The 20,993-nt window shown below is 76.5% G+C and carries 13 protein-coding genes and 1 pseudogene; 3 read left to right on the top strand and 11 right to left on the bottom strand.

Annotated elements, in window-relative coordinates; translation table 11 throughout:
* Positions 1-1,402 precede the first annotated feature (1,402 nt).
* Complete coding sequence (locus tag HCK00_RS15010; protein WP_168102441.1) at positions 1,403-1,846, top strand: SsgA family sporulation/cell division regulator; 444 nt, start codon at positions 1,403-1,405, stop codon at positions 1,844-1,846.
* A gap of 210 nt (positions 1,847-2,056) precedes the next feature.
* Here the strand turns inward: HCK00_RS15010 and HCK00_RS15005 are convergent, their stop codons facing one another.
* Together HCK00_RS15005 and hppD are read right to left on the bottom strand one after the other, a co-directional pair.
* Positions 2,057-3,424, bottom strand: a complete 1,368-nt coding sequence (locus HCK00_RS15005; protein WP_168102440.1) for an FAD-binding oxidoreductase — start codon at positions 3,422-3,424, stop codon at positions 2,057-2,059.
* A gap of 147 nt (positions 3,425-3,571) precedes the next feature.
* Positions 3,572-4,717, bottom strand: a complete 1,146-nt coding sequence (gene hppD / locus HCK00_RS15000) for a 4-hydroxyphenylpyruvate dioxygenase (RefSeq protein WP_168102439.1) — start codon at positions 4,715-4,717, stop codon at positions 3,572-3,574.
* 124 nt (positions 4,718-4,841) lie between these two features.
* On the opposite strand from hppD, the gene HCK00_RS14995 reads away from it, so the two are divergent.
* Positions 4,842-5,339, top strand: coding sequence for an Lrp/AsnC family transcriptional regulator (locus HCK00_RS14995; RefSeq protein ID WP_168102438.1), 498 nt, complete (start codon positions 4,842-4,844; stop codon positions 5,337-5,339).
* Between the two features lie 107 nt (positions 5,340-5,446).
* On the opposite strand, the gene HCK00_RS14990 is transcribed toward HCK00_RS14995, so the two are convergent.
* From HCK00_RS14990 to HCK00_RS14975, 4 genes are all read right to left on the bottom strand, one after another.
* A complete protein-coding gene (locus tag HCK00_RS14990; protein WP_168102437.1) occupies positions 5,447-6,232 on the bottom strand; it encodes a S16 family serine protease in 786 nt (261 codons plus the stop codon).
* Positions 6,233-6,307: 75 nt separating this feature from the next.
* On the bottom strand, positions 6,308-6,949 hold the full coding sequence (locus HCK00_RS14985; protein ID WP_168102436.1) for an IclR family transcriptional regulator: 642 nt from the start codon (positions 6,947-6,949) through the stop codon (positions 6,308-6,310).
* Positions 6,950-7,484: 535 nt separating this feature from the next.
* Positions 7,485-9,275, bottom strand: a complete 1,791-nt coding sequence (locus tag HCK00_RS14980; RefSeq protein ID WP_168102435.1) for a DEAD/DEAH box helicase — start codon at positions 9,273-9,275, stop codon at positions 7,485-7,487.
* 247 nt (positions 9,276-9,522) lie between these two features.
* Positions 9,523-11,253: an MFS transporter gene (locus HCK00_RS14975; RefSeq protein ID WP_168102434.1), complete on the bottom strand. Its 1,731-nt coding sequence runs from the start codon at positions 11,251-11,253 to the stop codon at positions 9,523-9,525.
* A gap of 323 nt (positions 11,254-11,576) precedes the next feature.
* Between HCK00_RS14975 and HCK00_RS14970 the strand changes: the two genes are divergently transcribed.
* On the top strand, positions 11,577-12,449 hold the full coding sequence (locus HCK00_RS14970; protein ID WP_168102433.1) for an alpha/beta fold hydrolase: 873 nt from the start codon (positions 11,577-11,579) through the stop codon (positions 12,447-12,449).
* Positions 12,450-12,475: 26 nt separating this feature from the next.
* Here the strand turns inward: HCK00_RS14970 and HCK00_RS14965 are convergent, their stop codons facing one another.
* The 5 genes and pseudogenes from HCK00_RS14965 to HCK00_RS14945 all read right to left on the bottom strand — a co-directional run bounded on the left by HCK00_RS14965 (position 12,476) and on the right by HCK00_RS14945 (position 20,902).
* A complete protein-coding gene (locus tag HCK00_RS14965; RefSeq protein ID WP_168102432.1) occupies positions 12,476-14,827 on the bottom strand; it encodes a xanthine dehydrogenase family protein molybdopterin-binding subunit in 2,352 nt (783 codons plus the stop codon).
* 1,188 nt (positions 14,828-16,015) lie between these two features.
* Positions 16,016-16,786, bottom strand: a pseudogene (locus HCK00_RS28820) ((2Fe-2S)-binding protein); the annotation flags it as partial.
* Positions 16,787-17,856: 1,070 nt separating this feature from the next.
* A complete protein-coding gene (locus HCK00_RS14955) occupies positions 17,857-18,753 on the bottom strand; it encodes an FAD binding domain-containing protein (RefSeq protein ID WP_206320386.1) in 897 nt (298 codons plus the stop codon).
* Positions 18,754-19,667: 914 nt separating this feature from the next.
* Entirely contained in the window at positions 19,668-19,973 is a 306-nt protein-coding gene (locus HCK00_RS14950; RefSeq protein WP_168102430.1) for a DUF3039 domain-containing protein, read from the bottom strand.
* A 350-nt stretch (positions 19,974-20,323) separates the two neighbouring features.
* Positions 20,324-20,902 (bottom strand): YqgE/AlgH family protein, encoded by a 579-nt coding sequence (locus tag HCK00_RS14945; RefSeq protein WP_168102429.1) that lies wholly within the window; start codon positions 20,900-20,902, stop codon positions 20,324-20,326.
* Between the last annotated feature and the right edge of the window lie 91 nt (positions 20,903-20,993).

Here is a 20,993-nt window from a genome sequence, read left to right as displayed (position 1 = left end):
GCCCGGTGCCCCGTCGCGCCCCGTCGCCGGAGCGGGACCGGCCGTGCCCGTCCCGGAGCCGCCCGGGGCGGCCGCCCGCGGGTCCGGGGCGGCCGGGGTGCGGGGCGGGGCGTGCGGGCCGCTCGCCCGGAGCGCCATCGTGCCCTCACGGGCGGACGGGGCCGGGGCGGCAGGCGCGGGCCCGCCGCCCGGGCGCGATCCCGGGGCGGCACCGCCGGCCGGCGCCGCCCGGCCCAGCCCGAGGGTGGGCCCGCCGGGACCACGAGGGCCGGGGCCGCCGGAGCCACCCGCGCCACCGGGAGCGGTGTCACCGCCGGAGGCGACCGCGTCACCGGACACCGGGCCGCCGGGGGCGGATTCACCGTGCGCCGCGCCACCGGGCGTCGCTCCATCGGCCGCCGCGCCACCGGGCGCCGCATCGCCGTACACGGCGCCCCCGGGACCCGCCGCACCGCCGGGACCGCGGGGTCCGGCGCCCCCGGCGGCGGGCCGCTCCCAGCGGGCGAGGGGAGCCGGCGGCTCGCCGTCCCCTCGCTGCGCCGCGGCGGCCTCGGGCAGTTCGTCGAAGTACACCGGCCCGGTCTGGTCCTGCTCCGGCCCGGCGGAAGCGGCTCCCGTCCCGGCCGGAGCGACCTGCGCCGGAAACGGCGACGGCGACAGCGACGGCGAGGCCGACGGTGAGGGCCCGGCCGAGACCGGCGGAGCCTGCCCCGCGGGCCCGGCGGGCGGCGCCTGCGCCGGTGCCCCCCAGGCCCCCGCGCCCTCCGGACCGCCCGCGTCCGCCGTCGCCCCTGAGCCGTGCGGGCCCCCGGAGTTCCCCGGCGCCTCCACCGGTCCCTGGCCCCCCGGCGCCTCCGCGCCGCCCGGCACGACCGGCCCGGAGGCAGGCCCCGGGGCAGGCGCCGGGGTTCCGCCCGGCGGCGGGGGTGCCGGCTCTCCCTCGGCCGGGGCCGGACGGCTCGTCCCGGGAACCCAGGAGGCGCCGTTCCAGTAGCGGATGTACCCCGGGATGGACGGGTCGGGGTAATAGCCCGGCGCCGGGCTGCCGTCGGCGGATCCTGAGGTTGCGGCGCTCATTGTCCGTGGTCCCGTATCTGCTCGGCCGTCCGCGCGGGGCGATCTCCCCGCGGGCGGAGTGGTGTACGTCGGCCCGGCCTCTCGTTGCTCACGCGCGGCCCGGCGCGGTGTCCACATGTACCAGAACCGGACGCCTGCCGGGCGGCTCCCGGGGTACGCACCACCTTCGCGTCAGTGTGCACCGGGGTCCGCCGCGGAGACGGTCCGGACTGGTGAGGATCTCCGAGAGATTTCCGGGAAACCGCGTACTGAACGGTGAGATACGGGCTTCCGCTCCGTGCGGCCCGTCGCCCGGCCGCCGCACCGAAGGAAAGGACGGCAGTTCATGCACACCGTGGTGGAGAGGGAACTGGAACTGGGCCTGCTGCTGGCGCCGGAGCGCAGCGTGCCGGTGCCCGCGCGGCTGGTCTACCGCACGGACGACCCGTACGCCGTGCACGTCACCTTCCATGTGGGCTCCGAGACGCCCGTCCACTGGACGTTCGCGCGGGAGTTGCTGGTCGACGGGGTTCTCCGCCCGGCGGGCGAGGGTGACGTGCGGATCCGGCCGGAGCGGTCGGATGGGCGCAGGACGCTGCGGATCACGCTGCGTTCGCCGGACGGCGAGGCGGTGCTGCTGGCCCCGGTGGCCCCGGTGTCGGCGTGGCTGGAGCGGACGCTGCGGCTGGTGGAGCCGGGCCGGGAGCTCGAACAGGTCTCGTTCGACGAGGCGCTGGGCGAGCTGCTCGCCGCCACGCCCTACGACGAGAGCTCCGACGGAGCGGTCTGAGCGGAGCCACCCGGGCGACGGCGCCGGCGGCCCGGCCGCGGGCGGGTGTGACGGGCCGCGGCGCCCCGGCGCGACACCTGTCGACCGGCCGGCGCGTGCGGCGGAACGCCGGCGGGGCCCGGCCCGGCGCATCGGGGCGGGCCCGCGGCAGCCGCCCGCCGTTCACCGCCCGCCGTTCACTGACCGCCGACCGCCGTGTGACCTCCGCCGTCAGAACAGCTTTCCGGGGTTGAGCAGCCCCAGCGGGTCGAACAACTCCTTGATCCCGCGCTGGAGTTCCAGCCCCACGGGGCCGAGTTCGCGGGCGAGCCACTCCTTCTTGAGGATGCCGACGCCGTGTTCGCCGGTGATGGTGCCGCCGAGTTCCAGCCCCAGGGCCATGATCTCGTCGAAGGAGGCGCGGGCGCGGCGGGACTCGTCCTCGTCGGCGGGGTCGAAGCAGACCACCGGGTGGGTGTTTCCGTCGCCGGCGTGTGCGCAGACCCCGATGACCAGGTCGTGCTTCTCCGCGATGGCGGCGGTGCCGTCGAGCATCGCGGCGAGCTTGCCCCGGGGGACGCACACGTCGTCGATCATCGTGGCGGAGCGGACGCCCTCCAGGGCGCGGAGGGCGAGCCGGCGGGCCTCCAGCAGCATCTCGGACTCGGCCGGGTCGGCGGCGGGGACGACCTCCGTGGCGCCCGCGGCGGTGCACAGCTCGGCCACGGCGGTGAGGTCGGCGGCCGGGTCGGGGGTGTCGAAACCGGCCAGCAGCAGCGCCTCGGTGGACTCCGGGAGGCCCATCCTGGCCATGGCGTTGACCGCCCGCAGGGTGGTGCGGTCCATGAGTTCCAGCAGCGCGGGGGTGTGGCCGCCCGCCATGATCCGGCAGACGGCGTCCCCGGCCGCGGCGGCGCCGGGGAACTCGGCGGCCAGGACGAGCTGGCGCGGCGGGTGCGGCCGGAGCGCGAGCACGGCCCGCACCACGACGCCGAGGCTGCCCTCGGAGCCGACGAAGAGCCGGGTGAGGTCGTAGCCGGCGACCCCCTTGGCGGTGGAGCGGCCGGTGCGCAGCAGCCGCCCGTCGGCGAGGACGACGTCCAGGCCGAGGACGTACTCCGCGGTGACCCCGTACTTGACGCAGCACAGGCCGCCGGCGCCGGTGCCGATGTTCCCGCCGATGGTGCACATCTCCCAGCTGGACGGGTCCGGCGGGTAGTACAGGCCCTTCTCCTGGACGGCGCGGGAGAGCACGGCGTTGACGACGCCGGGTTCGACGGTGGCGGTCCGCTCGACCGGGTCGATCTCCAGGATGCGGTCCATGCGCGCGAGGGAGAGGACGACGCAGCCGTCGGAGGCGTTGGCGGCGCCGGACAGGCCGGACCGGCCGCCCTGGGGCACCACGGGCACGCGCAGCTCCGTCGCGGTGCGCATCACGTGCTGCACCTGCTCCACGGTGCGGGGCAGGACGACGGCGGCGGACGCGCCGGCGGGGCAGAAACTCGCGTGGTCGTGGGCGTACGCGGCGGTGACGTCGGGGTCGGTCAGGACGGCCTCGGGCGGCAGGCCGCCGCGCAGTTTCTCGATCAAGCGGTCCATGGGCTCAGGGTGACAGCCGTCCCTGCCCCTGGGAAGACGGGCGGACGGCCCGATCCGCGCGGGGAGTTGGGCCCGGCGCCGCGCACGGCCGCGCGCCGCCGCCCGCCCGGGGGCGGGGTGGGCGGCGGCGTGCGGGGCCCGGGGCCGTCAGAGGTTGCCGCGGCGGGCCTGCTCCCGCTCGATGGCCTCGAAGAGCGCCTTGAAGTTCCCCTTGCCGAAGCCCATGGAGCCGTGGCGCTCGATCAGCTCGAAGAAGACCGTCGGCCGGTCCTGGACCGGCTTGGTGAAGATCTGCAGGAGGTAGCCGTCCTCGTCCCGGTCGACGAGGATCTTCAGCTCGCGGAGCACCGCCACCGGCACCCGGGTCTCGCCGGCCCACTCGCCGAGGGTGTCGTAGTAGGAGTCGGGGGTGTCGAGGAACTCCACGCCGGCGGCGCGCATCCCGCGCACGGTGGCGACGATGTCGTTGGTGGCCAGCGCGATGTGCTGCACGCCGGGACCGCCGTAGAACTCCAGGTACTCGTCGATCTGCGACTTCTTCCGGGCCACGGCGGGCTCGTTGATCGGGAACTTCACCTTGAGGGTGCCGTCCGCGACGACCTTCGACATCAGGGCGGAGTACTCGGTGGCGATGTCGTCGCCCACGAACTCCTTCATGTTGGTGAAGCCCATGACGCGGTTGTAGAAGCCCACCCAGTCGTTCATCCGGCCGAGTTCGACGTTGCCCACGCAGTGGTCGATGGCCTGGAAGAACCGCTTGGCCGGGGGCTCCACCACCGGCTCGGCGGCCACGTAGCCGGGGAGGTACGGACCGGTGTAGTCGACGCGCTGCACCAGGGTGTGCCGGGTCTCGCCGTAGGTGGCGACGGCGGCGAGGACGACGGTGCCGTGCTCGTCGCCGACCTCGTGCGGCTCCTCCAGCCCGGTGGCGCCGTGCTCGACGGCGTAGGCGTAGGCGGCGCGGACGTCCGGCACCTCCAGGGCGAGGTCGATCACGCCGTCGCCGTGCGCGGCCACGTGCTCGGCGAGGAACCGGCCGTGCTCGGTGGACTGCTTGACGACGCTGGTGAAGACGAAGCGGGCGCCGCCGGACTCCAGGACGTAACTGGCCGTCTCGCGGGAGCCGTTCTCCGGTCCGGAGTAGGCCACGCGCTTCATGCCGAAGGCGGTCGAGTAGTAGTGGGCGGCCTGCTTGGCGTTGCCGACGGCGAAGACGACGGCGTGCATCCCTTTCACGGGGAAGGGGTCGGCCTGCCGGGCCGTGACCGGGGTCTGGTTCATCGTCTCAGTCATGTGATCAGCGTCTCCGCGGTTCACAAGGTGCGCAATAGTTCGCGTTTCCCCTGGACATTCTGCACAGAGAGCAGGCGATAATGCCGGACCATCTGCACAGGGTGACCACCGCTGGAGGGTGACCATGGGGATCGACGCGCTGGACGGCCGGCTGCTGGAGCTGCTGGCCCAGGAGCCGCGGATCGGGGTGCTGGAGGCGTCCCGGCGGCTGGGGGTGGCCCGCGGGACGGCGCAGGCGCGGCTGGACCGGCTGCGCGCGGGCGGCGTGATCCGCGGCTTCGGCCCGGACGTGGACCCGGCCGCGCTGGGCTACCCGGTGACGGCCTTCGCCACGCTGGAGATCAAGCAGGGGCAGGGCGCGGACGTCCGGGCCCATCTGGCGGGGGTGCCGGAGGTGCTGGAGCTGCACACCATCACCGGCGAGGGCGACATGCTCTGCCGGCTGGTGGCCCGCTCCAACGCCGACCTCCAGCGGGTGATCGACCTGGTGGTCGGGTTCTCCGGCATCGTGCGGGCCGCGACGGCGATCGTGATGGAGAACCCGGTGCCACTGCGGATCGTCCCCCTGGTCCGGCAGGCGGCGGCGGACGGGGAGACGGCGGGACGGGGCCCCGGCGGCTGACGCGTGGCCGGTGAGCGCACCGGCCCGGGGGCCTCCCGGCCCGGTGCGGGCGGGCCGCCGGGCTGCGCCCGTCAGCAAGTTGAGCGGGTACAGCGGGTACAGCAGGTTCAGCAGGTGGGGACCCGGCCGCCGTCCCGGAGCGCGGTGAGGGCGGTGACGGCCCCCTTCAGGCTGGTGACCGGGATCAGCCGCAGCCCCGCCGGCTTCTCCTTGGCGGCGTCCCCGCACTCCGCCTTGGGCACGAGGAAGGCCGTCGCGCCGTCCCGCGCGGCGGCCTGGGTCTTCAGCGGCACCCCGCCGACCGGGCCGACCCGGCCGTCGGCGGTGATGGTGCCGGTGCCGGCGATCGTCGCGCCGCCGGTCAGGTCACCGCCGCGGCCGTCCCCGTCCAGTGTGTCGACGACCCCGAGGGCGAACATCAGCCCGGCGCTGGGCCCGCCCACGTCCGCCAGCCGCAGCGTCACCCGTACCTTCTTCGGCGAGCGGTCGAGGAGGTCCAGCGCGGCGGCGGTCGCGGTGTCCTGCGACTGCTTCATCTCCTCGCGGGTGTGCCGCTCGATCTCCTCCGGGTTCTCGCCCACGGGGTAGACCGAGTCGCGGGGCATCACCGCGCGGTCCGAGCGGAACCAGCCGTCGACGACGTCGGCCAGGCCCACGTCCGCGTCCGGCCCGGTGGCGGCGATGGTCGTCATCAGCAGCTCACCGCTGGTCCGCCGGGTCTCGGCGCCGGAGACGGTGATCACCTTCTCGCCCTTCCGCTCACCGAGCACATCGGCCGTGAGGCCGGGCTCCGCCAGGCTGAACGGCAGCGGCGCGAGGGCCGCCACCGCGAACAGGGCGAGAACGGGCACCGCGCAGGCGGCGAGGATCCGGGAGCGGGTCACGGCGGGCATGGGGTGAATCTAGTGGACCCGCGGCCCCCCGCCGGACGGCCGGGGGCCCGTTCGGGACGAGACCCCCCGGGAGGGTCAGCGCAGCGCGTCGGAGACCTCGCGGGCCGCGTCGGCCACGCGCGGCCCCACCCGTTCGGGAACGGAGTCGGCGAGCATCACCACACCGACGCTGCCCTCCACCCCCGTCACCCCCAGCAGCGGCGCGGCCACCCCGCTCGCCCCGGCCTGGAGCTCGCCGTGGGTGAGGGAGAAGCCCGGGTCCGTGCCCGGGTTCTGCCGGGCGGCCAGGATGGCCCGCCCCGCCGCGCCCTGTTCCAGCGGATGACGGAACCCGGCCCGGTAGGCGACGTGGTAGTCGGTCCAGGTCGGTTCGACCACCGCCACGGCCAGCGCGTCCGTGCCGTCGACCAGGGTCAGGTGGGCGGTGGCCCCGATGTCCTCGGCCAGGGAGCGCAGCGCGGGCAGCGCGGCCTCTCTGACCAGGGGATGGACCTGCCGGCCCAGGCGCAGCACGCCCAGGCCGACCCGGGCGCGTCCACCGAGGTCACGGCGGACGAGCGCGTGCTGTTCCAGGGTGGCCAGAAGTCGGTAGACCACCGTCCGGTTGACGCCGAGCTTGTTCGACAGCTCGGTCACGGTCAGGCCGTGGTCGGTATCGGCCAGCAGTTTGAGGACCCTCAGTCCTCGGTCGAGCGTTTGAGACGTCTCCGCGGTCACGACGCCCCCTCCTCGGGTGAGTGGCGGCGGCTTCTCACGGCAGGTGCGATGCCGGTCCCAGCGGCAGCGCGCGGAGAGGCCGCCGGTCGCTTGGCACCGGCTGCGCACCATGGCGGGGTTGCCACGGTGCGTCTGAGTGAGCGGAACGCTACTGACCTGTCCCGCTCAGCGGAAGGGGCCGTCCAGAATCCGGGCATTCCCGTACCCATTCATCCCGTTTGGGCCGACCGGTGATCACCACGCGGACGCCGAACGGGCACCCGGAGGTGGACGGCGGGGAAGGCGGAACGCCCCGCGCAGCCGGAAACCAGCCGGAACGCAGACGGAACACAGCCGGAAACGGGCCCGCCCGGGCGGGAACGGACAGGAACGGACCCCGAACAGCGGCGGCAACGGTCCGGGCCGGACCCGGCCCGGACCGGCCCACGGACACCGCCGCGCCTGCCCGCAGCCGCACCCCGCCCAGCCACGCCGCCCACACCCGGCCGAGGCCGGACACGCGGGCGCGGTGGCGGACCGGGAGAGGTCCCGGGCCTCACCGCATCCGGGTGGCCCACTCCTTGACCTTCTTGATCCGCTCCCCGAGCTGCCCGGCCGTGGCCTCCGCGCTCGGCGGACCGCCGCAGACCCGCCGCAGCTCGGTGTGGATCACGCCGTGCGGTTTGCCGCTCTGGTGGGCATAGGCGCCGACCAGGCTGTTGAGCTGCTTCCGCAGCTCCATCAGCTCCTTGTGGGTGACCACCGGCCGCCGTTCCGCCGGGAGTTCCAGCAGATCGGCCTCCTCGGCCGGCTTCCGCCGGCTGTGCGCGATCTGCCGCGCCTGCCGCTTCTGGAGCAGCATCTGCACCTGGTCCGGTTCGAGCAGCCCGGGGATGCCCAGGTAGTCCTGCTCCTCCTCGCTGCCCGGGTGCGCCTGCATGCCGAACTCGGCGCCGTCGTAGAGCACCCGGTCGAAGACCGCGTCCGACTCCAGCGCCTCGAAGGGCAGCGCGTCCTGCTCGCCGGTCTCCTCGTCCTGCTGCTTCTCCGCCTCCTGGAGGAGCTTCTCCTCCTCGGCGTAGGGGTCCTCCTCGCCGCCCTTCTTCGGGCGGTCCAGGACGTGGTCCCGCTCGGTCTCCATCTCGTTGGCGAAGCCGAGCAGGTCGGGGATGGTGGGCAGGAAGACGGACGCCGTCTCGCCACGCCGCCGGGAGCGGACGAAACGCCCCACGGCCTGCGCGAAGAACAGCGGGGTGGAGATCGTCGTCGCGTAGACGCCGACGGCCAGCCGCGGCACGTCCACGCCCTCGGAGACCATGCGCACCGCGACCATCCAGCGGTCCTGCGAGGCGCTGAAGTCGTCGATGCGCTGCGAGGCACCGGTGTCGTCGGAGAGCACGACGGTCGGGGAGGTGCCGGTGATCTCCCGGAGCAGCTTGGCGTAGGCGCGCGCCGAGTCCTGGTCGGCGGCGATCACCAGCCCGCCCGCGTCGGGGATGGCCTTGCGGACCTCGCCGAGGCGGTGGTCGGCGGCCTGGAGCACCTTCGGCATCCAGTCCCCCCGCGGGTCCAGCGCGGTCCGCCACGCCTGGGAGACGGCGTCCTTCGTCATCGGCTCGCCGAGCCGCGCCTCCAGCTCGTCACCGGCCTTGGTGCGCCAGCGCATGTTGCCGCTGTAGGAGAGGAAGATGACCGGGCGGACGACACCGTCGTTCAGCGCGTTGCCGTAGCCGTAGGTGTAGTCGGCGGAGGAGCGGCGGACGCCGTCCGGGCCCTCCTCGTAGGCGACGAACGGGATCGGGTTGGTGTCCGAGCGGAACGGCGTGCCGGTGAGCGCCAGCCGCCGCGTGGCCGGCTCGAACGCCTCCAGGCACGCCTCGCCCCAGGACTTGGAGTCGCCGGCGTGGTGGATCTCGTCGAGGATCACCAGGGTCTTGCGCTGCTCGATCCGGTTGCGGTGGAGCATCGGGCGGACGCCGACCCCCGCGTAGGTCACCGCCACGCCGTGGTACTCGCGGCCGAGCGGGCCGGCCGAGTACTCCGGGTCGAGCTTGATCCCGATCCGGGCCGCCGCCTCCGCCCACTGCTTCTTCAGGTGCTCGGTGGGCGCCACCACCGTCACCTGCTGGACCACGTGGTGGTGGAGGAGCCAGGAGGCGAGGGTGAGCGCGAAGGTCGTCTTGCCCGCGCCGGGGGTGGCGACCGCGAGGAAGTCCCGCGGCTGCTGCTCGATGTACCGGTCGAGCGCCCCCTGCTGCCAGGCGCGCAGCTTGTTGGCGGTACCCCAGGGGGCGCGGCCGGGGAAGGCGGGCGAGAGGTGGTGGGACGTGGTGCCGGTGGTAGTCACGGTCTCCGGTGGGGGCCTCGGTGCGGACGACGACCGGGTCACCCTACCGGGGAGCGGGACCGCCGTCCGGCGCCCCGATCCATGTCGGGCAGGAGTGCGACGCCCGTCACAGGGCGGTGTGCGGGGACGAGGGATCCCGCCCACCGCTCACCCGGTCCCGGCCACTGCTTCCCCGGCCTCGCCGCGCCACGGGCCGCGGCCGGCTCGTCGAGGGCCTTCCGCGGATCCCGGGGGTCCGGGCGGACGTTCACCCCGTCCGGGCCTCCGCCGCCCGCGGGCTCAGCCGGGTGGCGATCCAGGCGCCCGTGAGGGCGACGGCGCCCATGGCCAGGTACACCGCGGTGAACGCGGCGCCGTGGCCACCGGCGGCGCCCGCCCCGCCGGTGGCCACACCCGCGGTGTGCGCCCCGGCGGCCACCGCTCCCCCGCCCAGGGAGACGAAGAGGATGCCGCTCAGCCCGACCAGCACGATGTTCCCGAGCGCGTCGGAGACCTGGAGCGAGGCCGAGTTGGTGCCCGCCTCCTCCGGCCGGGAGAGCCGCAGCAGCAGCACGCTGGCGCTGGAGATCGTCAGCCCCATGCCGAAGCCGCCGACCGCCCAGGAGACCGCCACCAGCGTCCACGGCGCCCAGCCCGGCAGCCCGTCGAGGAGCGCCAGGGCGGGGCCGGCGATGGCGACGGCCATCAGCCCCATGCCCACCTGCATCAGCCGCTCCCGGTGCGGCTCCAGCCGCGCCCGGCTCTGCGCGTACGAGCCGAGCGCCCAGGTCAGCCCGCCACCGGTGAGCGCCAGACCGGCGAGGGTCACGGACAGCCCCCGCTCGGTGACGAGCATCAGCGGGACGAAGGTCTCCGCGCCGAGGAAGGACCCGGCCGCCACCCCGCGCAGCAGCACCACCGCCGGCAGCCCGTGCCCCGCGCGGAACGTGCCGCGCGGCAGCAGCCGCAGCACGCACGGCACCAGCAGCGCCAGGCCGGCGGCGGCGGGCAGCAGGGCGGCGGGGGTACGGTCCTGCCCGGCGTACTGGAGCAGTCCGGCGCCGGCGGCCACCCCGAGGGCGAGCAGCACCCGACGGCGGTTCACCGTGCCGCCGGCGGGCCGGGGAAGCCGGCGCAGCGCGGGCAGCATCACGGTGAGCGGCAGCAGCACCAGCACGGGGATGCCGAGGAACACCCAGCGCCAGCCCAGCTGCTGCGTGACCGTCCCGGAGACCACCGGCCCCACGAGCACCGGCACCACCCAGGCCGCCGAGAACGAGGCCATCACCGCGGGGCGCAGCCGCTCCGGGTAGGCCCGGCCGACGACCACGTAGAGGGCGACGATCACCAGCCCGCCCCCGGCGCCCTGCACGGCCCGGCCGCCCACGAAGGTCCACATGTCCTGGGCCGCGCCGGAGATCACCAGGCCGCCGCCGAACGTGGCCACCCCCGTGAACAGCGGGGTGAGCGGCCCGGAGCGGTCGCACCACTCGCCGGAGAGGGCCATCGCGAAGAGGCTGGCGGTGAAGTAGCCGGAGAAGGCGTAGGCGTAGAGCGGGATGCCGTCCAGCGCGTGCGCGGCCACCGGCATCGCGGTGTGCACGGCGCTCGCCTCGAACGCGACCAGGGAGACCACGGAGATGATCCCGAGGGTGAGCCCGCGGAACGGCCGCCGCCAGATGGACCGCGGCGGCGCCTCCGCCTTCCCCGGCGGGGACGGCGCCCGCTCCACGGCGGCGGCGCGGGGGCCGGCGACGGTCCCGGCGGTCCCGGCGGCCGAGGGGGCGCCGGCGGCCACGGAGGCGGGCGTCACGGAAGCGGCGGTCACGGTGGCCTTCCCACCCTCCGCAGCGGCGGTCGCTCCGGCGGACCGGGCCGGGGAGCGCGAGGGGCCGGTGGGATCAGTGGGATCGGTGCGATCGGTGCGATCGATGGGATCGGGGGCGCCGCCGGTGAGGTCGGTGGGTGCGGCGGCCTCCCGGGGCTCGGGAACGGTCATGACCGTCAGCGTAAGGGGCAAAAAGCGCCGCGACTCCTGTCAAAAGTTGGTCGGAACCTCGTCCTTCGGACCTAGGGCTGCCGGAAGGCCGGGCCGGAGAGGCGGCGCGGACTCCCGCCCGGCGGGCGGAACGCTCCTTCCGGCCGGGCGGGAGGCTCCGGCACACGCCGCGACGGGACGCGCCGTCCACCGCCTGCCGGGGCGCCCCGGCGCCGGGGAACGTGCCCCGACGAGGTCCTGAGCCCCGGCGGGGGCAGGGACGTGCGCCCCTCGTACCCCGTGCGCGAGGGGTGGGCGCCCGCGCCGCGGGGCACCCGCACCTCATGCGCCACTTCCGCTCCTACGACTCCGCCGACCTCGCCCACCGCGTGCTCGGGCCGCGCGACGGCTCGGCCGCTCCCCCGCTGATCTGCCTGGCCGGCGGGCCCGGGCGGGACGCCGCGTACCTCGGCGACCTCGGCGGCCTCGACGCGCACCGGCCGCTGGTGATCCCCGACTCCCGTGGCACCGGCGGCTCCCCGGCCGCGGCCGACCCCTCCGCGTACGCCTTCCCGTCCCTCGCCGAGGACCTGGAGGCGCTCCGCGAACACCTGGACCTGGAGCGGTTCGCGCTGCTCGCGCATGACGCGGGGGCGGCCACGGCCCAGGCGTACGCCGCCGCGCACCCCGGCCGGCTGACCCGGCTGGTGCTGCTCTGCCCCGGCGCCCGGCTCCAGGGCGAACTGCCCGGCGACGCGCGGGAGATCTTCCTCTCCCGGCAGGACGAGGAGTGGTGGCCGGACGCGGCGGAGGCCGTCGAGCGGCTGGCGAGCGTCGCGGATCTCGACGAGGTGCGCGGCCTGCTGCGGCGGGCCGCGCCGATGGGCTACGGCCGCTGGGACGAGACGGCGCGCGCCCATGCCGCGGCCGAGCCGGACCAGCTCAACCCGGTGCCGCGGGCCGGCTTCTGGCAGGGCGTGGACGAGCCGGGGCGCGAGGCCCTGCTGGCGCGGCTGGCGGCGGTCACCTGCCCGGTGCTGGTGGTCACCGGCGCGCTCGACGCCGTGACGGGCGTCCGCTCCGGTGAACTGGTGGCCGGCTCCTTCCCGGGAGCGCGGGTCCGCTCCGAGACGCTGAAGGAGTGCGGTCACTACCCCTGGGTGGACCGCCCCGACGAGCTGCGCGAGCTGATCGAGGAGTTCCTGACCACGCCGTGAGGCCCTGGCGCCGCCTGCCGGGAGGTTCAGCGCCGGGCCGGCGAGGCCACGGCCGCCTGCGGGCGGATCGGGAGACGGTTGACGGGACGGCCGGTGGCCGCGCGGACCGCCGCCGCCACCGCCGCCGGGGAGGTGACCACCGGCACCGCGCTGGCCGCCTTGGCGCCGAACGGCGCCACCACATCCCGCTCCTCGACCAGCTTCACGATGCGGATGTCCGGCGCGTCCAGCGCCGTCGGCAGCGGGTATCCGGTGAAGTTCGGGCGCCGCACGATGCCCTTGCCCGTGCGCAGGTTCTCCGTCAGCGCGGTGCCGATGCCCTGGGTGACCCCGGCCTCGATCCGGGCGTCGAGCTGCCGCGGGTTGAGCACCCGGCCCACGTCCTGCGCCACGGACATCTCCACGACGCGCACGGAGCCGAGCTCGATGTCCACGTCGACGACGGCGCGGACGGCGCAGAAGACCAGGCCCACGAAGGCGTCGCCCTGGCCCGTCTCGTCCAGCGGCTCGGTGGGGTGCGGCCGGCACTGCGCCGTCGCCCAGAGTTCCTTGCCGTCGAGCGTCTCGGCGACGGTCGTGGAGAGCACCCCGTCATACGAGGTGATCTTGCCGTCGGCGATGGAGAGCAGTTCCGTGGACATCCCGAACTTGTGCGCCAGCGGCTGGAGGAGCTGCGTGCGCACCATCTTGGCGGCGCGCTCCACCGCCCCGGCGGAGACCCAGGTGTGCCGGCCGTGCGCGGCGGGCCCGGCCGGCGGCTGGTCGCTGTCGACGGAGGCGACGTGCACCTCCTCGACGCCGAGGGTCTCCTGCACGACCTGGCGGGCCAGCGTGGAGAAGCCCTGGCCGGTCTCGACCGCCGCGCAGATCACGGTGGCCACCCCGTCGTGGACCTTCACCGTGGCGGTGGAGACCTCGTCGGCGCCCTCCGCGCCCAGGACGTGCACCATGCCCAGCGCGTAGCCGACACCGCGCCGGACGGCTCCCGGCTCGCCCGCGCCCTCGGGGCCGCCGGGCAGCAGCCATTCGTCCTCGGGGGTGTCCTTGGGGAGGGCGGGCAGCGGCGCGTCCCGTACCGCCTCCAGCAGTTCGGCCACGGGGGCGGGGCAGGTCACGGTCTGGCCGGTGGGCAGCAGGTCGCCGGTGGACATGACGTTGCGCCGGCGCAGCTCCGCCGGGTCCAGGCCCAGCTTGGCGGCGAGCTTGTCCATCTGCCCCTCGTAGGCGGCGCAGACCTGGAGGGCGCCCTCGCCGCGGACATGGCCGGACGGCGGGTTGTTGGTGCGCACCGCCCAGCCCTCGACGAACGCGTGCGGGACGACGTACGGGCCGCAGGCGAAGGCGACGGCGGCGGCCAGGGATTCCGCGGAGGCGTCCGCGTAGGCGCCCGCGTCCAGCAGGATCTGCGCCTCCACCTTGACCAGCCGCCCCTCGGCGTCGGCGTGGTGGCGGTAGCGCAGCAGCGTCGGATGGCGGTGGGCGTGGCCGAGGAAGGACTCCTCGCGGGTGAGCGCGATCTTCACGGGGCGGCCGGTGCGCAGCGCCAGCAGGCCGAGCGGGAGCTGGATGCCGGGGTCCTCGCGGTCCCCCATCGCGCCGGGCACCCCGGTGACGACGACCTTCACCTGCTCCGGGGGCAGCCCGAAGCAGGCGGCGGCCAGGTCGCGGTCGGTGTGCGGGTCGGTGGAGGCGGTGTAGATCTCCACCCCGCCGTCGGGCCGCGGCACGGCCAGCCCGGCCTCCGCGCCGATGGGCGCCGGGTCCTGGCGGCCGACCCGGTACAGGCCCTCGACGACGACCTCCCCGCCGATCTCCGGGTCGCCGTAGCGCAGCGGGATGTGGCGGATCAGGTTGCCGTCGGGGTGGAGCGGTTCGGCCTCGAACGCCTTCTCCGGGTCGGTGACCGGCTCCAGCACCTCGTACTCGACGTCGATGGCGGCGGCGGCCAGCCGGGCGGTGTCCGGGTGATCGGCGGCCACGGCGGCGATGGGCTCCCCGTGGTGGCGCACCACGTCCTTGGCGAAGACGGGCCGGTCGGCGACGGTGCGGCCGTGGGTGGCGTCGCCGGGCACGTCCTCGTGGGTGATCACCGCCTGCACGCCCGGCATCCGGGCGGCGGCGGAGGTGTCGAGGGAGACGATCCGCGCGTGCGGGTGCGGTGAGCGCAGCACGGCCGCCCACAGCAGCCCCTCGGCCCACAGATCGGCGGCGTAGGGGAAGGTGCCGGTGGTCTTGGGGAGCGCGTCGGCCGGCGGCAGGGAGGCGCCGATTCCGTGCGGCACCGGCTCACCGGCGGGCGGGCCGGGGTCGCCCGGGGCGGGGGCGAGGGCGCCGTGCAGGCCCGCCGGGTTGGCGGTGGCCGCGTCGGGACCGGTCATCTCACGCTGCCTTTCCGCCGCCACCGGGGAGGAGGGGGAGGTGGCGGTGTCGGGGGTGCTGGGGGGTGCGCCGCCCGGGGGCGGGCGCGGCGGTGGGAGGACGAACCGTGCGGGAGGCGGGGCGCCCCCCGGGGTCCGCGCCGGGCGGGGCGGGTGCCGGGCGGGACGCGGGTCGGCCGGCGCGGGCCCCCGCCCCGGCCTCCCCGCGGCGCCACACGGAGTACGCACCGGACGGGACGGGCCCCGGACGGAACCCCGGCCTGGCGGGACGGGCGCCCGGCGCTCCCTCCCGGCATGGGGACGGATCCCGGCGCGGCACGGCGGGCACCGCGAGCGGGGCGGGACCGGACCCGGGCCACGGCCCGGCGGCGCGGTGGGCGTGGAGCGCGGGCGGGCGGCGCCGGGCGCGGGGAGACGCCGGCGGCGCCGGGCGGCCGGCGCCTGGCGGCGGACCGCCGGGATTCCGCCGGGCCGCGGCGCGCGCGGGGCTCACTCGGCGCCTCCGTGCGGGGCGTGGCCGGGGCCGCCCGGCTGGTGCTGGTGCTGCTGGTGCTGCTGGTGGGGGATGCGCGCGGAGCCGTGCGAGACCTGGGCCGGGATGTGGGCCCCGCCGGGGCCGTCCTGGTGGCCGCCGCCGTCGTAACCGCCCTCGTAGCCGCCCTCGTAGCCGCCGTCGTAGCCGCCGGTCTCGTATCCGCCACCGCCGCCGTCGTAGCCGCCCCGGGGGTCCGGCTCGTCGTACGGCTGCCCCTCGTAAGGCTGGTCCTCGTACGGCCGGGCCTCGTACCGCCCGGTCTCGTACCCCCGCTGCTCGGGGTAGGGGTGCGGGCCGGGCTGACCCTGGTGGGGGGCGCCACCCTCCTCGTAGGGCCCGGGGGCGCCGTAGGCGCGCTCGTCGTAGGGCTCGCCCGGGTAGGCGCGGGGCGGGGCCTCGTACGGGGCGTACTCCCCGGGGCCCGGCTGCCCTTCCCGGCCGCCGTACGGGTCGTAGCCCTCGCCGGGCTCGCCGGGCGTCCCGGGTTCGCCGTACTCCTCGTACTCCTCGTATCCCTCGTGGGACCGCCGCTCCTCGTAACGCTGGTCCTCGTAGGGCCGGCCCTCGTAGGCGCCGTTCGGGTAGGAGCCGTTCTCGTGGGGCGGGCCGGCATAGCCGGGGCCGTCCGCCGGGCCGTCCTCGTCCGGCTCGGGGCCCGCGCCGGGGCCCTCCGCGGGCGCGGAGCGCGCGGCCTCCGCGTCGGCCGCCGCCTGCGCCGAGGCCGCGGCCTCGGCGGACTCCGCGCGGGCCGCGACGACCTCGCGGACGGCGCTCAGCACCCCCTGGTAGCCGGAGCAGCGGCAGAGGTTGCCGCTGAGCGCCTGCCGGGTCTCCAGTTCGGTGGGGGCGTGGTTGCCCTCCAGCAGGTCGTGCACGGTCATGGCCATGCCGGGGATGCAGAAGCCGCACTGGACGGCGCAGCCCGCGACGAGCGCGCGCTGCACGTCGGAGGGGGCTCCGTCGGTGGCCAGCCCTTCGACGGTGCGCACCTCGGACCCGGCCGTGGTCGCGGCGGGCACCAGGCAGGAGGCGACCAGACGCCCGTCCACCTGTACCGAGCAGGCGCCGCACTCCCCCTGGGAGCAGCCGTCCTTGGCCCCGGCCAGGCCCAGCCGCTCCCGCAGGACGTACAGCAGGGACTCCCCGATCCAGGCGTCGGCGACGGGGCGGTCGATGCCGTTGACCCGCAGCACGTAGGAGGCGTAGGGGTGTTCGGTATGGGCGTCGAGGACGATCTCGGGCCGGTCCTCCCCGGCGCCGGCGCCCTCCGGGGGTTCGGCACCCTCGGTGGCCTCCCCCGGCGCGGCGGGGCCCGCCGGCGGGCCGGGGATCTCCGGTGCGGCGGAGAACTCGGCGCCGTCGGAACCGTCGGCGGCGTCCGGGATATCCGGGGTGTCAGGGGCGGCCGCGCGCCCGGGGCCGGCCGCGCCCATGGCGTCGCCGGAGGCGGCCGGGCCGCCCGGGTCCGTCCCGTCCGCGGCGGGCTCGTCCGGGTCCGGGTGCCCGTCGGCGGGGGGTGCCCCGGGGGCGGCCGGAGCAGGGGCGGCGCCGCCCGGCTGCCCGTGGGCCTCGCCGGCGTCGTGCGCTCCCGGCCAGGGGGCCGGCTCCCGGTCCGCGCCGTCGCCGGGCCACCGGCCGGCCGGGTCCGCGCCGTCGCCGGGACGTCCGGCGCCCTGGTCCGTCCAGGCGCCGTCCTCCCCGCCGGGCGCCGCGTCACCGGCGTCCCGGGCGTCCGCGGGAGGGGCGGGCCGCCGGTCCGCGGGGCGTTCCCAGGCACCGGTCCAGGCGCCGCCCTGGGCCGGCGCACCGGGGACCTCGCCCGGCGCGCCCTGGCCGGGCGCGTGCGGCTCCGGTGCGTGGCCCCATCCGCCGGCCGCCGTCTCCGGTCCCGGCGCCCCGGGGTCCCGGCCCGGCGCGCCGGAGCGGGACCAGTGGTCGTCCTGGACGGCCGCGCCGCCCCACGGCCCGGCGGCCGGGCCGCCGGGAGCTCCACCGCCGACCAGATACTCACCGGACTCGTCGGGGGCGTCGTCGGCCGCGGGGGGCACGCTCCACGCGCCGCTCCGTGCCGTGCCGTACGCGGCGCCCTCGTCGTACCGGCCGCCCTGTTCCGCGGCGCCGGGGCCCTGCGGCTGCTGCTGCCGCCAGCCGGCGGGGCCGCCCCCGGCGCCGGGTTCGCTGTACGGCATCGTCCAACTGCCGTGATCCACCGGCTCGCCGTACGGGGCGGGCACGGGCGGCGGGGCGCCGTGACCGGGCGCGGCGAGCGGCTCGCGGCCCGCCGCCGGGTCGAGCATCCCCTCGGGGAGCTGGACGAAGGCCGTGGCGTCGTCGGACTCACCGCTCTGCGCGGTCGGCCGCCAACCGCCCGCGGGCCGCCGCCCGGTGGCGTCCCCGTGCGGGTCGTACGGGTGGGGGGCGCCGTGCCCGCCGTGCTCGCCGTGCTCGCCGTCGCCGTGCTCGCCGTGATACGGCTGCCGCGGCTGGTCGTTGGTCATGCGAGCGCCCTCCCCAGAGCTCGGCGGGCCAGTGCGGCCACCGTGCGCCGCAGATGCAGGACGGCGGGCGGCAGGGCGGGCGGCTCGGAGCCGTCCTCGCCCGGCTCCGGATCCGGGATGCAGGCGCCCGCGACGTACTCGCCGAACGCGGCGCACGCCTCGGGGGCGACGCCCCGTTCACCGTCCCAGTCGATGAGCCCGGCGATCCAGCGCTCCGCCTCCAGGGGGCGCAGCGGCATGGGCGCGACGGCGCCGACGGCGCAACGGACGCTCCGCCGCGCGGGGTCGAGGACCAGCGCGACGGAGGCCCCGGCGCGGGCCGGGCCGGTCCGGCCGGTGGCCTTCAGATAGGTCTGCGGTGCGTGCAGCAGCGGAACCCGTACCCAGCCGACGAGTTCGCCGGGGCGGAGCAGATCCATCCCGGCGAGCAGATGGCTGACCGGGATCTCCCGGCGGCCGTGGTCCGGCCCGGCCACGACGACCGCCGCCTCCAGGGCGGCCAGCACCGGCAGCGAGTCACCGGTGGGCGCGGCGGAGACGATGTTGCCGCCGAGCGTCCCGGCGTTGCGGATCTGCGGGGGCCCGGCGGCGCGGGCGGCGGCGGCCAGGGCGGGGATCAGGGCGGCGAAGTCGGGGCGCCCCATCCGGGCGTGGGTGAGTCCGGCGCCGAGCAGCGCGTGCCCGTCCTGGTACTGCCAGCCGCGGATCTCGTTCACGCGGCCCAGCCCGACCAGCCCGGCGGGGCGCAGCAGACCGGAGTTGACCGCGGCCATGAGGTCCGTGCCGCCCGCGACGGGCACGGCCGCCGGCATCGCCGAGAGTGCCGCCACGGCCTCGTCGAGCGAGGACGGCAACATCACCGTCCGCGCGGCCTGCGGTGCGTGCGTGGTCAACCCAGCTGCCCCTTCCCGGTGTCCCGCCTGTTGCGCCGTACGGTACGTGCTCACAGCCCGGACGTGGCAACTCTGGCACATCTTGACGGCCCGCCTGCGCGAGGGGCTGTGAAGGGTCGTCTCCTGCCCGTCGGAGGCGGTGGCCCGATCCCCGCCAGGTGTCACCCGCGAGAGTGGTTTACCACGCCTCGCGGAACCATACGGCGCCAACGGCTTGATCGGGCCGGTGGCGGTGGCAGGTGCAGTGGTGTGGGGCCCGGTCCGTGGAGACGGCGGCGTTCCGCCGGTGACACGTGGGCTCACCCGGGAGCGGGAACGTCCGTACGGACGGCCGGGGCGCCGGCGGCTCCCCGGCAGGCGGACGCCACGGCCCACGCCGGGACACGACCCCGTGCACGCCTGCCGGCCGCCCCGGCCGGGACTCCGCTCCGGGCCCTGGCCGGAGCGGAGTTCAGGCCCGGGCCCGGGGCGGGGTCGGGGCCCGGGTCCGGCGCCGTACGCCCGGGGCCCGCCCCCTGGCCCGTCCTCTCCGCCATCCGTCGCCGCTCACCGCCCCGCCGCGCCCCTGCCCCTGCCCCTGCCGGCGCCCGGACACCGGCCGGCGCACCGTCCGCTGCCCGGGACAACGCGCGCGGCCCGGTGAACGCGCACGAAGCGCGTCCACCGGGCCGCGGAAAACTTCACCGGAGCGCAGCGGGACCGAAACACGGCCGGCAACCACCGGCAGGACCGTCACGGCAGAGCGCCGTAACCGGCCCGGCGCCGCCGCCACCGCCCCTGCCCTCAGAGCCGGCACCGGCAGCCGGAGGACGCCGGCTCCACCGCGAAAACGGAGCGCGGGCACGGAGCGCGGGCCGCGCGCCGCGAGGCCCGGGCCGGCGCCCCGCGGACCGGGCGAGCCGGGATCAGCGGCCTCAGCGGCCCTCGCCCTTGCCGCCCTTGCCGCTCTTGTCGCCGCCCTTGTCCCCACCGGAGGTCATGGACTCGTAGATCTCCTTGCACATGGGGCAGACCGGGTACTTCTTCGGATCGCGTCCGGGCACCCAGACCTTGCCGCAGAGCGCGACGACGGGGGTGCCGTCGAGAGCGCTCGCCATGATCTTGTCCTTCTGGACGTAATGGGCGAAGCGCTCGTGGTCGCCGTCGCCGTGCGACACCTGGGGTGTCGGCTCTACGAGGGTGCCGGTCCCTGTCCCGCGCTCGGGCTCAAGAGTGCTCATGTCATCCAGGGTACTGGGCGCGGCCGGGGAGCACCGTCCCCGGCGCGGGGAAGCCGCCTACCCGCCCCGGGGCCGCGTACACCACATCCGGGGACCCGCCGTCCGAGCCCGCAGAGGTACTCACGTGAGGACATCCCGTGCCGGTACCCACGTGAGGACACGGGGCCCGCCCGGCCCGCGAAGAGGGCCGCCCGGCGAACGAGCCGGTCCCGCCGCCGGATCCCGCCGCCCCGCGCGGCGCCCGCCCGGACTCCCGGCGGCGGCCCACGCGGGCACGGCGCCCCCGGCCGTCCCCCCGTCCCGCCGGCCCCGGGGTCGCCCGCCGGATCCACTCCACCGGCCCCCCGGGCTCAGTTGAGGCTCGGGTCGTCCGGATACGTGGCCACCATGGCCAGTTCGCTGCGCTGCCGGCGGAGCACCGAGCGCCACAGCCGCTCCGGATCCGGCGAGGAGACGTCCCCCGGCTCGGACTCCACGACGTACCAGGCGCCCTCGGACAGCTCCTCCTCCAACTGGCCCGGCCCCCAGCCCGCGTAGCCGGCGAAGATCCGCAGACTGCCCACGGCGGCCGCGAGGAGTTCGGGCGGGGTCTCCAGGTCGACGAGGCCGATGGCGCCGTGCACCCGCCGCCAGCCCAGCGGGCCGCCGCCGACCGCGGCCCCGGCCTCCCCGGGCACGACGGCCACACCCAGGGCCGAGTCGAGCGAGACCGGCCCGCCCTGGAAGACGACGCCGGGTTCGCCGGCCAGACCGGCCCAGTTCTCCAGGATGTCGACGACGTCCACGGGGGTGGGCCGGTTGAGCACCACCCCCAGCGAGCCCTCGTCGTCGTGGTCGAGGAGCAGCACCACCGCACGGTCGAAGTTGGGGTCGGCGAGGGCCGGTGTCGCGACCAGCAGCCGCCCCGTGAGCGAGGACACCTCCGTCATGGGGCACATGATCCCGCACCGGGCGCCTCTCCGGGGAGTCAACAATGCGACGAGGCAGGGGGACCACGGGGGGCGTACGGCTGCGGAGGGG

The organism is Streptomyces zingiberis, from assembly GCF_012034935.1.
Lineage (GTDB): Bacteria > Actinomycetota > Actinomycetes > Streptomycetales > Streptomycetaceae > Streptomyces > Streptomyces zingiberis.
The sequence above is the reverse complement of the archived record's forward strand: the minus strand, read 5'-3'. Positions and strand labels throughout refer to the sequence as shown.

Bases quoted from the DNA above. Each gene is read 5' to 3' on its own strand.
- HCK00_RS14950 (WP_168102430.1), bottom strand. From the start codon at position 19,973: ATGAGCACTCTTGAGCCCGAGCGCGGGACAGGGACCGGCACCCTCGTA.
- HCK00_RS14990 (WP_168102437.1), bottom strand. From the start codon at position 6,232: ATGCCCGCCGTGACCCGCTCCCGGATCCTCGCCGCCTGCGCGGTGCCC.
- HCK00_RS14975 (WP_168102434.1), bottom strand. From the start codon at position 11,253: ATGACCGTTCCCGAGCCCCGGGAGGCCGCCGCACCCACCGACCTCACC.
- HCK00_RS14945 (WP_168102429.1), bottom strand. From the start codon at position 20,902: ATGACGGAGGTGTCCTCGCTCACGGGGCGGCTGCTGGTCGCGACACCG.
- HCK00_RS15010 (WP_168102441.1), top strand. From the start codon at position 1,403: ATGCACACCGTGGTGGAGAGGGAACTGGAACTGGGCCTGCTGCTGGCG.
- HCK00_RS15005 (WP_168102440.1), bottom strand. From the start codon at position 3,424: ATGGACCGCTTGATCGAGAAACTGCGCGGCGGCCTGCCGCCCGAGGCC.
- hppD (WP_168102439.1), bottom strand. From the start codon at position 4,717: ATGACTGAGACGATGAACCAGACCCCGGTCACGGCCCGGCAGGCCGAC.
- HCK00_RS14995 (WP_168102438.1), top strand. From the start codon at position 4,842: ATGGGGATCGACGCGCTGGACGGCCGGCTGCTGGAGCTGCTGGCCCAG.
- HCK00_RS14965 (WP_168102432.1), bottom strand. From the start codon at position 14,827: ATGACCGGTCCCGACGCGGCCACCGCCAACCCGGCGGGCCTGCACGGC.
- HCK00_RS14970 (WP_168102433.1), top strand. From the start codon at position 11,577: ATGCGCCACTTCCGCTCCTACGACTCCGCCGACCTCGCCCACCGCGTG.